This is a genomic window from Flavobacterium sp. ASV13 (genome assembly GCF_000745775.1).
In the GTDB taxonomy this organism is placed as follows: domain Bacteria; phylum Bacteroidota; class Bacteroidia; order Flavobacteriales; family Flavobacteriaceae; genus Flavobacterium.
The window spans coordinates 399,949-415,495 of sequence record NZ_JQJY01000002.1; the positions used below are offsets into that span (position 1 = coordinate 399,949).

Consider the following 15,547-nt stretch of genomic DNA (forward strand, 5'->3'; position numbering starts at 1 on the left):
TGATAGGCATTTTTAACAACTTAGGCGGTCTGGACGGGACTCGAACCCGCGACCCCATGCGTGACAGGCATGTATTCTAACCAACTGAACTACCAAACCCTGCGTTATTGCGAGTGCAAAAATACAATAGAATTTCGTTTCTGCAAGCGTTTTTGCGAATAAAAATTGAGAAATTTTTAATTGGTTAAATTCCAATATTTTAAAAATTGATACTAAATTTAAAAAAGAAGTATTTTCTTTCTTTTTAACCGCAATCCCGATAGCTATCGGGAGCAAGGTTAAAAACACAAAGTCCGCAAAGCTTAAAAAAACTTTGCGGACTTTGCGTAAATCTTAGTGTCCTTTGCGGTTAAATACAAAAGTGTCTTAAATCAAAAAAGCCATCCACAAAAGTGGAAAGCTTTTCATTGGTCTAACTACTAAACCAGCTACGAGTTACAAAGTCGTAGCAAAACAACACAACTAATCTTAGATACCGTTTTTGGGCAAAAAAGCCTTTCTTAATAGAAAGGCTTTTCCCAATATTGCGGTCTGGACGGGACTCGAACCCGCGACCCCATGCGTGACAGGCATGTATTCTAACCAACTGAACTACCAAACCTCTGCGTTATTGCGGTTGCAAAGATATAACAGAATTTCGTTTCTGCAAGTGTTTTTGTAAAAAAAATTAAATATTTCTTTAAAATATTATCCAAAGTTTTGTTTTTCAACCAAATAAGTAGTCAATATTTTTTCAAAATTATCGCCCACATTTACCGAAACGTACTTAATTTGGTTCTTCGCACAGGTTAAAGCCAGGTTTTTAAAATAAGCTTCTACCCTTTTTTCATATTCTGCTTTTACATTATCTGCAAAAATTGAAACCTCTTCTCCCGATTCTAAATCGATAAATTTTCTTGGTGCATTATCAAAATCAAACTTCATTTCGGTTTGACTATCAACCACATGAAACAAAACCACTTTATGTTTATTGTGCTTTAAATGTTGTAAAGCGTTGAATAATTTCTCTTCATCTTCCGTTTGAAACATATCGGTAAACAAAATAATCATCGAACGACGGTGCATTTTCTCTGCTATTTGGTGCAGATAAGTAATCGTGTCGGTCGTTTTTTTGACTTTTGGCTGAACTAATAATTCTTCCAGTTTGTTCAAAAGCATTCTATGGTGACGATCGCTTCCTTTTTCTGGCGCGTAATATTCGTATTTATCGGAGAAAACGCTCAAACCAACGGCATCGCGCTGTTTCTTTAAGATATTCATTAAAACCGCCGAAGCCAAAACCGCAAAACCAATCTTCTTTTCATAAAAAGGCTGATTTGATTTGAGTTCAGGATAATGCATCGATGACGAATTATCGACAATCAAATGACAACGTAAATTGGTTTCTTCCTCAAAACGTTTTGTGTACAAACGATCCGTTTTGGCGAATAATTTCCAATCGATATGTTTGGTGCTTTCGCCTGCGTTATAGACTTTATGCTCGGCAAATTCGGCCGAAAATCCATGAAACGGACTCTTGTGCATTCCGGATATAAAACCTTCCACAACCTGATTTGCCAGCATTTCAAGATGCTGAAAACTGGAGACTTTCTCTATTTCCGATTCAATTTTCATTCGGTTTCTTTTTTAATATTTTGCGCTTTATAAAGCAAATCTGTCGCCATAAATAATTTACGTTTCAAGATCGGACTAAAATTAGGGTTTTCTTTCAAGAATCGCTGCACTTCATCAAAAGCATATTTCGACGAATATCTTCCAACTGTATTATCCAACCAGTCTTTCGGAAAGAAAATATCTCCCGTGCGTTGGATTTCTTCTACCAAATCTAGTGAAAATCTAATATATTTTTGCGCACTTTCCTGACGAAGCGGATGATTAACATTCGCTAATCCCACAGAAACCCATGCTTCTTTTTCACGATTGGCATCATCTTTTAACGATTCTATAAAGGCATTTCGAACGGATTCGTCTTTTGATAATGATGGAAGCAAAAATTCAAATCGCTTCTTTTTATCCGGATTTGTGATTGTTGTTCTTGTTTTCTCTAAAATTTCATCGGCTTTTTCATGTTTGAAAATCGCCAGATTCATTGCCATATTGGTAAAATCGTCTTCGTTCAATTTCAAATTCTGAATCACAACTTCTTTATTCCAAATCTGATATAATTTGGCTTTCGCCGAATCTGAATACGCAATCGAACTAAACAATCCAAATAATGTCTTTTTGATATTAGCTGATAAATTAGCCTGCAAACGACTGTACAGAATATCTTCAAGCTGTTTCTGAACTTTGTTTTGCTGTTTTTCTGTGAAGAATCTCCAATAAATCGTATTCAAATTATTAGAAACTATTCGTAAAACCAATTCGTTTTCTTCACTCTGAATTCCTTTTACAAAACAATCAAAAGCTTTTTCTGGAGAAACATTTCCGATAAGCGTATTTTCATAAAGATTACTATAAGCAGAAGCTCTAGCAACCTCATCTTTTAAAGAAGAAATATAATTTAAATTATTCCCGTCAAGCGGAAAAACACCGTATCCAAAACCATTATAATTGTAAATAATAGTAAGCGGTTTTTCGAGTCCGATAGCTTCTTTTAGAATCAAGTTTTTATCTTTAATATTTGCTGTTAGAACTTTTACATTATTAGAATAAACTAAACCAATCTGAAAAATCTGAGGCCAAATATTATCTGATTTGTCTTCTGCTTGCTGCGTAATTTCAAACTTCTTGATTCTGTTTTTAGCATCATATTCAATTTTATCTGAGAAAATAGCTCTTCCCGATTTGTTTACCCAAACCTCGCTCCATTTCTTCATATCCAAAGGCGTTTCAGCATCCAGAATTTCTACAAGATTATTCCAATCCGCATTGTCGTTGGCGTATTTCTGAATGTATTTTTGAATTCCTTTTTGGAAAGGTTCTTTTCCCATTGAAGCTTCTAATTGACGCATCATAATCGGCGCTTTGTTGTAAATCATCGCGCCATAAAGTGATCCAGCATCCTTCAAATTCGCTAAATGTTGTCTTATCGGATGTGTTCCCAAAGATCGATCTTCCGCGTAAGCGCTGGCATAATGCGTACTAAAAAACTGCAGATTATGATTGATTTTCGGAAAAATCGGGTTCATGATTTTATCGGCCATAAAGTTGGCAAAAACCTCTTTCATCCAGACATCATCAAACCATTTCATCGTTACCAAATCGCCAAACCACATATGTGAAGTTTCATGCGCGATTAATTTTGCACGGTTTAATTTTTCACTGTCGGTTGCGCTGTTATCCAAGAATAAAGTCGATTCTCTGTACTGAATTGCTCCAACATGCTCCATTCCGCCATATTGAAAAACGGGAATTGAAGCGAAATCCAACTTCTGAAAAGGGAATTTATAATTGGTATATTTTTCTAAAAAGTCTAAAGATTGCTGATGCAAATTGAAAATTGTATCAGTGCTTATTTTTATTTTCTCTTCATTATTTTCTCGATACAGCATTGTCATTTCTAAACCTGGCTTTTCCGTAACGCTTTTGAATTTTCCTGCCACAAATGAAAATAAATAGGTACTCATTTTATCCGATTCTCCAAAAGTGTACGAAGTAAAATCGCCTTTTTCGACTTTCTCTTTTACATCGGCGCCAGCCAAAACCGTCCAATCTTTTGGAACAGAAAGACTCAGTTTATAAGTTGCTTTTAAATCCGGCTGATCAAAACATGGAAATAAAGTGCTTGCGCGATCCGGAACTAATAAAGTGTACAGAAAATCATCATTTCGGTTTAAAGACAAATTTCCCGCGATAAAGGAAATTGTAATGGCATTTTTTCCTAAAATTAAATTTTCAGCAGGAATTACAATATGCCCGTTTTCATGAATGATTGCAATATTTTTCCCGTTTGCCGAAACTGATTTTATATTTTGAGATTTCTCTTTAAAATCAAAAACAAGAGGTTGGCGCACGTCTGATAAATTCAGATTTACCGTTAAAGCTGAATTGATCTCTTCGATTTTCTTATTCGGAATTTCAAAAGACAATTCGTATTGAACATCTGAAATTTGTTTTTTGCGAAATTGAGCCAATTGCTCTGAAACGCCATTTTCTATACTAAAACTTTCTTTGGGTTTCGATTGAGAAAAACCAATTGTCGTGATTATAAAAAAGGCAAAAAAGCGGTGAAGAATTTTCATTTTCAAGGAATATAAGATTCGTTAAAAATAAAGATTCCGCCACGAATTCACGAATTTTTGCATTAAATAATTCGTGAATTCGTGGCGGAAAGAAATAAAAAAGGCTTGACTTTCGTCAAACCTTCTTTATATAAATCATAATCTTACGATTACAACAAAGCGTCTAAACTATCTGCGTAGGTTTGTTTTGGAGCAACTCCAACTTGTTTTCCTACTACTTCACCGTTATGAAAAACCAAAACGGTTGGTATGTTACGCACACCATATTTTGCAGCGAATTCTTGGTTAGCATCTACATCTACTTTACCAACAACTACTTTACCAGCGTACTCGTCGCTTAATTGGTCAATGATTGGACCAACCATTCTACAAGGACCGCACCATGCTGCCCAAAAATCTACCATTACTGGTTTATCTGACTTTAAAACTACTTCGTCAAAAGTAGCATCTGTTATTGCTAATGCCATAATAATTTGTCTTTAAATGTTATTTCAGCTTTAGTCCCTAGAGACCCGTTTTTTGTTATTTCCTAAACTGAGGTACAAAGTTAAAAATTAAAAACTAATCAAACACCATTCATAAATTAGTTTTGATTATAAAAGTATTGTAAATAATTATATCATAAATTTAAGTTTGATATCGTAGATTCAACATTGCAGTAATTTGAAAATCAGAAATTTAAATATGATTGTTTTTTGTAGTATCTTTAATCAACCATTAAAATTTTCCAGATGAAAGAAACTTTACATCGCATAAAAGTCTTTTTGCAATCGGCTGGTTTTAAAAAATATGCCAAGCGTTTTGGATTTTTTATTTTAGGAGTAATTGCGCTTTTGCTGATTGCGTGCGGAGGTTTGTCGATTTATTTCAACAGAAACAAAACCGAAATCATTGCTAAAATCAACACCAAAATCAACGAAAACATAAATGGAAAGTTTCATATTGGTGATTTTCAGTATAAATTTTTAACTGGTTTTCCGAATTTTACTTTGGCTTTAAAAGATGTCGAGCTAAAAGACAATAAATGGGATATGCATAAACATACTCTGCTGAAAGCGCAGGAAATCGAAGTGCGCTTAAACGTTGTGAGTTTGCTTCAGAAAGAAATCAACATTCATAAAGTTCTTATTAACGACGCTCAAATTTATATTTACAAAGCGCCAGATGGTTATTCAAATTCCAATATTTTTAAACCAAAAAAGAAAAAAACACCCGAAAACAAAGAGAAACCCGAAACCACAATCGGACAAATTGACCTCAACAATGTTCGGTTTACGATCGACAATCACGTTGGACACAAATTATTTGATTTTGAAGTTGCCAGCTTAAAATCAAAAGTAGATTATGATGGTGATAATTGGCAAACCGATCTTTTTCTGGACACGCAAATCAACAGTCTCGCTTTTAATACCGTTCACGGAAGTTTTGCCAAACAAAAACGCCTCAAAGGAACATTGGCTGTTTCTTTTAATGCTGAAAAAGAAAAAATCGATGTTAAAACAGATGGCTTGAAAATTGGAACTGATTCTTTTGATATTGTGGCTTTCTTCAATTTGGGAAAAAACAATTCTTTGTTCGGAATTAATATTGGAACAACCATTTTATGGCAAAATGCCTCTAATTTATTGTCGGGAAACATCAGTTCAAAACTCAATCGCTTTAATCTAAAAAAGCCAATTGACGTAAATTGTGACATAAAAGGCGATTTGAATGCCGAAGGTGATCCGAAAATTGTCGTTCAGGCGATTATTAAAGACAACGAATTGAGCATTCCCGACGGACAGCTGAATGATTGCAATTTTAAAGGGATTTTTACCAATAATTTCAAACCGAAAGAAGGTTTCACCGATGCCAATTCGGCTGTAATTTTGACCCGATTTTCAGCAACTTATCAAAATATTCCGTTGAAGATTCCGCAATTGTCGATCAATAATCTCGAAAAACCGCTTGCGACAGGAACTGTAAGTTCTGATTTTGATGTCAGCAAACTCAACGAAATCAGCAATGACAAATGGATTCAATTTACTGAAGGACACGCTACAGCCAACTTGCAATTTCAGTTTGATATTGTGGATTTGTATATCAATAAGCCAAAATTTATTGGAAATGTAAACGTAACCAATACTTCATTTGATTTTATTCCGAAGAATGTTCATGCCGAAAAAGTAAATATACAGCTTGAGTTTACACAACAAGCTTTGCTGATTAAAAAAATCGCCTACAAACACAAGAAAAACACGATTTATATTGAAGGTAAAATTGATAATTTCCTCAATCTTTATTACGATGCGCCGGAACAAATGGTGGTAAATTGGAAAATTTATTGCCCGAATATCGATGTCAAACAATTTTTGGGTGTTTTGGCTTCTTCCAAAAAACAAACTGTTGCAAAAACAAATAAAAAACCAACTATTTCGACTCATTTGCGAACCGTAATCGAAAAATGTTCGGTAGTAATTGACATCAAAGCTGATCAAATAACCTACAATAAACTGACGGCCACAAATACCACAGCAAGAATCCAAATGCTGAACTCTAAATTGGTCATAAAAAATGGTTCGCTTCAAACTTCAGGAGGCAGCATTGCTTTTAATGCGGAAGTTTCACCAAGCGGAAAAAATTTCATATTCGGTTCAAATGCTCAGGTAAGCCGAGTTGATATTGCGAGTTTTTTAAGGTCTTTCAACAACTTCGGAATCAAATCTTTTTCACCAAATAATATTCACGGAAGATTAACCAGCAATGCTAATGTTACAGGTTTAATGAACAGCAATGGCGAACTCATAACAAATTCTACACACGGAAGTTTAGTGTTTAATGTTACTCAGGGCGCTTTGGTCAACTTTGAGCCTATTATGAAAGTGGGAAAATATGCTTTTCCGTTTCGCGATGTTAAGAATATTACGTTCAGCGATTTATCTGGCGATTTTAAACTGCGCGGCGAAATGGTTGATGTCAATAAACTAACGATCAGTTCGAGTGTTTTAAATCTTGATGCAAAAGGTGTTTATTCCTTTGGCCGAGGCACGAATTTAGCGCTTACTATTCCGCTTCGAAATTCTAAGAACGATGCTCAACTTGCTACCAAGGCGGAACGTGATGCGGTTAGAGAAAAAGGGATTATTCTTCGTTTAGTGGCTTATGATGATAATGGGAAGATGAAGATTAAAAAGGGGAAAAAGGAAAAGGAGAAGTAGAAGTATTATTTGGAGCTAATTCCTGCTGTCCACTATATCTTTTGTGCCGAACCCCGGCACAAAAGGATGCCGTTTCCATCAGGGCTAGAGTAATTCGTTTTAATAAGATTATTTCGTTTAAAAAACTACTCATTTTAGAGAACAGATCTCATTAAATTTTCTTAATATTAAAAATTATTTCTAATTCTAATTTATCAAGCTAACCATATCTATAAAAAATGCCTATTCCTCTAAACGTTACTTGTGCCATTATCTTAAAAGATAAAAAAATCTTAGTAACTCAACGCAGTGAAAAAATGAAATTACCCTTAAAATGGGAATTCCCAGGAGGCAAAGTTGAAAAAGGTGAAAATGAAATTGATTGCATTAAAAGAGAAATTAAAGAAGAAATAAATATTGAAATTGATGTTTTGAAAAAACTTTCAAATAGCATTTATGATTATGGAACTTTTAAAATAAATCTAATTCCTTTTATGGCAAATTATATATCAGGTAAAATTCTATTGGCTGAACATAAAGATTATAAGTTCTTAGACAAATCACAACTATTAAATTTAGATTGGGCAGAAGCTGATTTGCCAATTGTTGAAGAATTTTTAAAACTTGAATTATGAATCAAGGATTGTATGAAGAATTAGTAACTAAACTAATCAATTATAAAATAAACGAACTTGATAAAGACCAATTTCAGGTAAAAAAAACGACAATTGATAAAGCCGAAGCAGCTCAAATACTATCACAACATATTGGTAAAACTATAAAGTATGCTTTTACATTAATAAAAGGGGAAGATGCTTTAGAAACTCAAATTGAAGTTGCAAATAAAATAATTCTATTTTTACGAGACGAATTAAAAAAAGAGGAATTTGAAGATGATTTGATTGAAACAGAAGGTAAAATATTAAATGCCGTTTTTACCAAAATCGATGCTCATTTTACTGATTTAAACCTACATCTAAAAGAAATTACTCCGTACACAAGACTTATTCACAGCGAACTTTTTACGGGAGGAAATTCTGGAACAACTTTAGAGAGTGAATTACGAAAAGAGATATTATCTTCAGATAAAATTGATTTATTAGTTTCTTTTATAAAGTGGAAAGGAATAAGAATTCTTGAACGTGAATTACGAGAATTTACAGAAAGAGGAGGAAAACTTAGAGTAATTACTACTACTTATATTGGAGCAACAGATTCAAAAGCAATTGAATTCTTAGCGTCATTAAAAAATACAGAAGTAAAAGTTTCCTATAATACAGGAAATGAACGTTTGCATGCAAAAGCTTATTTATTTCAACGAAATACAGGATTTCATACTGGTTATATAGGCTCGTCAAATTTTTCTCGCTCAGCTTTAACCGATGGCTTAGAATGGAATTTAAAAATAACAACTAAAGAAGTTGGGCACATCATTGATAAATTTAAAAAAACATTTGAAGCATATTGGCAAAATGCAGACTTTGAATTATACGACATAAATATTCATTCTGAAAAATTAGTTGAAGCTCTTAAACAAGGTAAGCTATCAAAAGAATATACTTTTTCAACAGCATATTTCGACATTAAACCTTTTCATTATCAAAGTGAAATTCTTGAAAAATTAGAAGTCGAAAGATCTGTTCATGATAGAAATAAAAACCTATTAGTTGCTGCAACAGGAACAGGAAAAACAGTTATTTCTGCATTTGATTATAAAAATTTCAAAAGCAATAATGAATCATCAAAACTGCTTTTTGTTGCTCATAGAAAAGAGATTTTACAACAAGCAAGAGCCACTTTTCAAGGCATTTTAAAAGATAATAATTTTGGAGATTTATGGGTTGATGGTATAGAACCAAATTCAAATGAATATGTTTTTGCTTCAGTTCAAACTTTAAACAATAGACTTAAAGAAATTAAACTTTCTCCTGAATATTATGATTTTATTATTGTTGATGAAGTACATCATATTTCTGCTGCAACATATAGACCAATAATAAATTATTTTAAACCAAAAGTACTTTTGGGACTGACAGCAACGCCTGAAAGAATGGATAATGCAGATATTCTGGCAGATTTTTGTAATCGTATTGCTGCTGAAATTAGATTACCAGAGGCATTAAATAAAAAATTATTATGCCCTTTTCAATATTTTGGAATTACCGATAGCATTGATTTAACCAATGTAAAATGGGAAAAAGGCAAATATTCAGCAAGCGAATTAACAAGTTTGTATACAAAAAACAATGTTCGAGTTGGAGAGATAATCTCCAACCTTAATAAATATACAAGTGATATAAATGATGTCCGTGCGATTGGTTTTTGTGTAACAATTGACCACGCAATATTTATGGCTGAAAAATTCAATTTAGCAGGTTTAAAGGCAGAATATTTAACTGCTCAAAATTCTAGCAATCGTGATCGAATTAGAGATCAATTCAAGAAAAAAGAATTTAATTATTTGTTTGTTGTTGATATTTTCAATGAAGGTGTAGATATTCCTGAAATTGATACCGTTTTGTTTTTAAGACCGACCGAAAGCTTAACGGTTTTTCTTCAACAACTCGGTCGTGGATTACGTCTAGCTGAAGGGAAAGATTGTTTGACAGTACTTGATTTTGTTGGAAATTCAAGACCAGAATATGACTTCGAGAATAAATTTAGAGCCTTAATTGGCAAAACAACAACATCAGTTCAAAAAGAGATTGAAGATGATTTTCCGCATTTGCCTTTAGGTTGTTCCATTGTTTTGGAAAAAAAAGCAAAACAAACGATTCTTGAAAACATTAAAAAAGCTACATCATTAAATGTAAATCAATTGATTAATAAAATTCTAAATTTTCAACATCAAACTAATTTACCATTAACAATTGCCAATTTTATAGAATTAACTCATATTTCAATTGAAACAATTTATTCCAAAAAAGAAACTTGGTCAAGTTTGTGTCAAAAAGCTGGAGTAATTATTGACTATGAAAAAATAAATGAGAAGCAAATATATTCGGCTATTAAAAATAAATGGTTGTCAACCAATTCTACTAGTTATTTCAATTTCATTTTAATGATCGCAAAAAAAGGTTTTAATATTAAAATCACTGATTTTGACGAAAATCAAAAAACCATGCTTTTAATGCTTCATTATGATGTTTGGCAAAGTGCAGGAGGATTTGATTCTCTAGAAAAAAGTATAATTGAAATAGGAAAAAGTAAAACTCTTGTAAATGAGATTATAGAAGTTTTAGAAATATTACTTGACAAAATTGGTTTTAAAGAAATTGACATTCAATTACCATATGAACAACCTCTAAAATTACATGCACGATATACAAGAGATCAAATACTAGTAGCTTTCCGTTTAAGTACATTTGAGAAAAAGTCATCTAATCGAGAAGGCGCAGCAGAAAATAAAAATTTAAATACCGAAATCCTCTTTATTAATCTAATTAAATCCGAAGAAAATTTTTCGCCTACAACTATGTATGATGATTATGCAATAAGCGAAACATTATTTCATTGGCAATCACATAATGCTTATGGTCCAGAAACAATAAAAGGAATTTCATACATAAAGCATCTTGAAATCAATAAAAAAATATTGCTTTTTGTAAGAGAAAAAAAGTTCAGATGAAAATGGAAATACATTAGGATATGTTTTTATTGGAGAAGGTAAATTTAAAGAAACCGATGGTTCAAAACCGATGAATATAAAATGGGAATTAAATGAGCCTATGCCCAATTATCTTTGGAAAGAATCTGCTAAAATGTCTATAGATTAATTGTTTCATTTATGAACCTTAAAATCACTCTAAACTTTTCATAATCTTTCCTTAACTCCCTTGCCTATTTCCGTCAAAAAAGATAGCTTTGAGAGACAATCATAAAATTTAAACCATTATGAAGATTCAAATCAACACCGACAAAAACATCGATGGACACGCAAGATTAGAAAGCTACTTTTCAGCAGAATTAGAAAAAGGTTTAGCACGTTTTGAAGACAAAATTACCCGCATTGAAGTTCACTTTGGGGATGAAAATGGAGAGAAATTTAGTTTGCAGGACAAAAAATGCGTAATCGAAGTTCGTCCTCAAAAATTACAGCCAATCACTGTAACAGAACACGCCGACACATTAGAAAAAGCTTTTAGCGGTGCTTTAAGCAAAATCAAAAAATCACTAACTACAACCTTCGAAAAAATAAAAGAATATTAGGTTTCAGAATAAATAAAAAAAAGACGCTTCGAATTGAAGCGTCTTTTTTTTATTTATTCTGAAAAGGTTCAAAGTGACAAAGGCACAAAGCGACAAAGGTTTTAAGCTTTGTCGCTTTGAACCTTTGCACCTTTGTCCCTCTTTCTTTACGATTTCGGTAAAGGCGCTCCAACGGCGATATCGCATCTGTGTCCTGCCTGCCCATGTGGCGGATTCATTCCTTCTGCTACTGTTGGTGTTGTTTCTGTGCTTAACAAAGCCGGAGTTGGATTATTTGCTGGCGGCGTTACAGTAAACGATTTTGAAGCGGTTCCGCTTTGTGCTGTATTTGTTGCAGCAGGTTTTGCAACTTGAGAATTTAAAGGAGCTCCGACTGGAATATCACATCTGTGATTTGGCTGTCCGTGTGGCGGATTCATGCCTTTTGCTACTTTTACAGGAGTAGTTGTTGTTGTCGTTACCACATTCTTCTGATTCGGATTTACCTGTACCGCTTGAGGCGCTTGCGCTACAACCTGACCTTGCTGTGGTGGAGCCGAATTCAGTGGCGCTCCAACAGCAATATCACAACGATGTCCGGGCTGACCGTGAGCAGGATTTAATCCTTTTGTTTCTCCTAAAACTGTATTTGGATTTGCCGTTTGCGTTTGTACAACTGGCGCAGCTGCGGCAGGTTTTGTAGTATCTTTTGCAAGTCCTAGTCGAACCAATTCTGATGTTGCTGTATTTTGTTGTGGCTCTAATTCCTTTTTACAAGAAATAAAAAGCAAAGACGAAAAAGCCAGCGAACTTATAATGATTTTCGGATTCATAATTGTGGTATTTTAAAGCTCTCAAATATAAAAATTTTAAACCATATAAGTAATCTAAGATAATTTAAGTTTTACAGACATTTTACCTCACAAAGACAACAATCTAAAAGTTTTTTTCAGGCAAATTTTACTTGTCCAAAATGATTCTTACCTTTAAACTTAAATAATCTATCTCATGAAAAAAACTATTCTACTCCTTTTATTCGTTGTTTCTTTTGCAAATGCTCAAACTGACAAAGACAAAATCAATCAAACTTTAGATACTTGGCACAAAGCTGCCGCCGATGTTAAATTTGAACCCTATTTTGCTTTAATGTCTGATGATGCTATTTTCATTGGAACAGACGCTACCGAAAATTGGACTAAAAAGGATTTCAAAATTTGGGCAAAACCGCATTTCGATAAAGGAAAAACCTGGAATTTTACTGCTTTAGAACGTCACATATTTTTTGATAAAACAGGAAAAATTGCCTGGTTTGATGAATTACTGAATACTCAAATGAAAATTTGCCGTGGTTCTGGTGTTTTGGTCAAAATTGGGAAAGAATGGAAAATCCAGCATTATGTATTATCGATGACGATCCCGAATGAAGATGTTGATTCGGTTACAAAAATAAAAGCGCCAATTGAAGATGCCTTGATTGCTAAGCTCCAAAAAAAATAAACTTTTTTCAGCTTTATTATTATAATCCTAACTTTTAGAGCAGTTTACAACAATCGATGTCAATTTAATTATAACATATTTGACAAAAACGGCCTCTTTTAGAAAGCAAAAAATGGAATACTCTTAAAAAAACAGAACGAATTTTAAAAAATTAGCCAAAATAAAACAACAACCTCTATTTTAACAGCCTTCAAAACAAGAATCTTTATTTTTTTTTAACTTTGACCCCAAAAAAAATAGGGTTAAACAAAGTATTTTAAAAATGAAAATAGAAAAACGCTGGATTATTTCCTTTATCATGATAAGCATTGTTTGCATCACGGGTGCGTTTTGGCCTACAATGACCGAAAATAGTTATGTGTTGTCTGAATTTGGCACTACTGATCATATTGTTCCTGCCGATGTTGCCTGGATGCTGACTTCTTCTTGTTTGGTTTTGATCATGACGCCTGGATTATCTTTCTTTTATGGCGGAATGGTAGGCAAGAAAAACGTAATCTCGACTATGCTTCAAAGTTTTATCTGTCTTGGAGTCGTGACACTTTTATGGGTAGTTGTGGCTTTTAGTCTTGCTTTTGGAGAGCCGGTTGGTTTTGGTTCTGGCGATCATTTTTATAGTTTCTTCGGAAATCCAACCACTTTTGCATTTATGGATTATGTGGGCGTTTTGCCTCACAAAAAATTGGCGAGTACAATTCCGTTTATGCTTTTTGCTTTGTTCCAAATGAAATTTGCCATTATTGCTCCTGCTATTATCACAGGTTCATTTGCTGAGCGCGTTCGTTTTATATCTTATTTAATTTTCATCAGTTTATTTACGCTTTTTATATATGCTCCTTTATGTCACGCCGTTTGGTATCCAACTGGAATTTTAGGAAGCTATTTTGGCGTTAAAGATTTTGCCGGAGGAACTGTGGTTCATATGAGTTCTGGCTTCGCAGCTTTGGCCGGAGTTATTGTTTTAGGAAAAAGAAAAAACAGTCAGCATATTCCAACTAATATTCCTTTTGTATTATTAGGAACCGGAATGCTTTGGTTTGGATGGTTTGGTTTTAACGCTGGATCTGCTCTTGCTGCCAACGGAACTGCTGCTATGGCTTTTGCAACTACAACAACTTCATCTGCCGCAGCCATGTTAACCTGGATTTTCTTTGACCGAGTGAACGGAAGAAAAGTCTCTGCTCTAGGTGCCTGTATTGGTGCTGTTGTAGGTTTGGTTGCCATTACGCCTGCCGCAGGATATGTTTCTGTCCCAGAAAGTATGTTCTTCGGATTTGTAACGGCTTTGGTTTCTAACACAGCAGTAAATTGTAAATACTCAAAAAAATTCGACGATACGCTTGACGTTTTTGCTTGTCACGGTGTTGGCGGAATTATGGGAATGATTTTAACGGCTATTTTTGCTCATGGCGAAGACGCAAGTTTGCTTCACGGCGGATGGAATGTTTTCGGACACCATATGATGGCATTAGTTTTAGTTTCAATTTTTACTTTCTTCGGAGCTTATTTCTTGTTCAAAGTAACCAACTTTATTATTCCACTGAGAGTTTCTGAAGAATCAGAACATATTGGTCTGGATTTATCACAACATGATGAAACTTTAGATCCAAAATCAAAACCAATTACAGAACCACATTACGGTTAAAAAATAGGCCACAGATTTTACGGATTAAACAGATTAAAAAAATCTTCAAAATCTGTAAAATCTGTGGCAAAAAACTTTTAAACTTACTTACGCCATTTCATTCGTTTATATTCCTTAATTTTGCGGAAAATTTTTGTAAAAGTGGGAAGTAAAAATAAACTTAAAAGATTCAGAGAAAACGAAACATTTCAAAACGTTTTTCAACCAACCAGAGAAGAAGTTGTAGGCGATTTAATGCCTTTGAAAGGAAAATGGAATTCTGATTTCTTTAAAAATGATAATCCATTAGTTTTAGAATTAGGATGTGGAAAAGGAGAATACTCTGTTGGATTAGCTGAAAAATATCCTAACAAAAATTTTATCGGAATTGATATTAAAGGAGCTCGTTTCTGGAGAGGCGCTAAAACGGCTGTTGAAAACGGTCTTCATAATGTGGCTTTTGTTCGAACTCAAATCGAATTAATCAATCATATTTTTGCTGAAAATGAAGTGGATGAAATCTGGATTACTTTTCCGGATCCGCAAATCAAATACAAAAGAACAAAACACAGAATGACGAATTCTGAATTTCTTCAATTGTATAAAAAAATCCTGAAAAAAGACGGTGTCGTAAACTTAAAAACCGACAGTGAATTCATGCACGGCTATACACTTGGGCTGCTTCACGGAGAAGGCCACGAAGTTTTGTATGCCAACCATAACGTGTACAAAAATGAAGGAAGCCCGGAAGTTGTGACTTCAATTCAGACATTTTACGAAAAACAATATTTAGAAATTAACAAGGCAATTACGTATATTCGTTTCAAAATTAAAGACTAACTTTAATTTTGAAACCTTTATCTAACCGATTTAATAAC

Annotated in this window: 11 protein-coding genes and 2 tRNA genes; 7 read left to right on the top strand and 6 right to left on the bottom strand. The window is 33.6% G+C overall.

Annotation, left to right across the window (positions count from 1 at the left end):
* Nucleotides 1-25 precede the first annotated feature (25 nt).
* From GQ47_RS05525 to trxA, 5 genes are all read right to left on the bottom strand, one after another.
* Nucleotides 26-99, bottom strand: a tRNA-Asp gene (locus GQ47_RS05525).
* 428 nt (nt 100-527) lie between these two features.
* Nucleotides 528-601 (bottom strand) — tRNA-Asp (locus tag GQ47_RS05530).
* 86 nt (nt 602-687) lie between these two features.
* Nucleotides 688-1,614, bottom strand: a complete 927-nt coding sequence (locus GQ47_RS05535) for a DUF58 domain-containing protein (protein WP_035646003.1) — start codon at nt 1,612-1,614, stop codon at nt 688-690.
* Nucleotides 1,611-4,184: a M1 family aminopeptidase gene (locus GQ47_RS05540; protein ID WP_035646005.1), complete on the bottom strand. Its 2,574-nt coding sequence runs from the start codon at nt 4,182-4,184 to the stop codon at nt 1,611-1,613. The genes GQ47_RS05535 and GQ47_RS05540 overlap by 4 nt, the downstream gene beginning before the upstream one ends.
* A 149-nt stretch (nt 4,185-4,333) precedes the next feature.
* A complete protein-coding gene (gene trxA, locus GQ47_RS05545; RefSeq protein ID WP_012023423.1) occupies nt 4,334-4,651 on the bottom strand; it encodes a thioredoxin in 318 nt (105 codons plus the stop codon).
* A gap of 264 nt (nt 4,652-4,915) precedes the next feature.
* Between trxA and GQ47_RS05550 the strand changes: the two genes are divergently transcribed.
* The 4 genes from GQ47_RS05550 to GQ47_RS05565 all read left to right on the top strand — a co-directional run bounded on the left by GQ47_RS05550 (nt 4,916) and on the right by GQ47_RS05565 (nt 11,569).
* Complete coding sequence (locus GQ47_RS05550; RefSeq protein WP_035646008.1) at nt 4,916-7,381, top strand: AsmA family protein; 2,466 nt, start codon at nt 4,916-4,918, stop codon at nt 7,379-7,381.
* A gap of 218 nt (nt 7,382-7,599) precedes the next feature.
* On the top strand, nt 7,600-7,995 hold the full coding sequence (locus tag GQ47_RS05555; protein WP_035646010.1) for a (deoxy)nucleoside triphosphate pyrophosphohydrolase: 396 nt from the start codon (nt 7,600-7,602) through the stop codon (nt 7,993-7,995).
* Nucleotides 7,992-10,988, top strand: coding sequence for a DEAD/DEAH box helicase (locus GQ47_RS05560; RefSeq protein WP_238567947.1), 2,997 nt, complete (start codon nt 7,992-7,994; stop codon nt 10,986-10,988). The genes GQ47_RS05555 and GQ47_RS05560 overlap by 4 nt, the downstream gene beginning before the upstream one ends.
* Before the next feature lie 266 nt (nt 10,989-11,254).
* Nucleotides 11,255-11,569 (top strand): HPF/RaiA family ribosome-associated protein, encoded by a 315-nt coding sequence (locus GQ47_RS05565; RefSeq protein ID WP_035646011.1) that lies wholly within the window; start codon nt 11,255-11,257, stop codon nt 11,567-11,569.
* A 146-nt stretch (nt 11,570-11,715) separates the two neighbouring features.
* On the opposite strand, the gene GQ47_RS05570 is transcribed toward GQ47_RS05565, so the two are convergent.
* On the bottom strand, nt 11,716-12,381 hold the full coding sequence (locus GQ47_RS05570) for a hypothetical protein (RefSeq protein ID WP_035646013.1): 666 nt from the start codon (nt 12,379-12,381) through the stop codon (nt 11,716-11,718).
* Between the two features lie 175 nt (nt 12,382-12,556).
* Between GQ47_RS05570 and GQ47_RS05575 the strand changes: the two genes are divergently transcribed.
* The 3 genes from GQ47_RS05575 (at nt 12,557) to trmB (ending at nt 15,509) form a co-directional block, all read left to right on the top strand.
* Nucleotides 12,557-13,045 (top strand): nuclear transport factor 2 family protein, encoded by a 489-nt coding sequence (locus tag GQ47_RS05575; RefSeq protein WP_035646016.1) that lies wholly within the window; start codon nt 12,557-12,559, stop codon nt 13,043-13,045.
* Between the two features lie 262 nt (nt 13,046-13,307).
* Nucleotides 13,308-14,690, top strand: coding sequence for an ammonium transporter (locus GQ47_RS05580; protein ID WP_035646018.1), 1,383 nt, complete (start codon nt 13,308-13,310; stop codon nt 14,688-14,690).
* A 141-nt stretch (nt 14,691-14,831) separates the two neighbouring features.
* Nucleotides 14,832-15,509 (top strand): tRNA (guanosine(46)-N7)-methyltransferase TrmB, encoded by a 678-nt coding sequence (gene trmB, locus GQ47_RS05585; RefSeq protein ID WP_035646021.1) that lies wholly within the window; start codon nt 14,832-14,834, stop codon nt 15,507-15,509.
* The last annotated feature ends 38 nt before the right edge of the window (nt 15,510-15,547 follow it).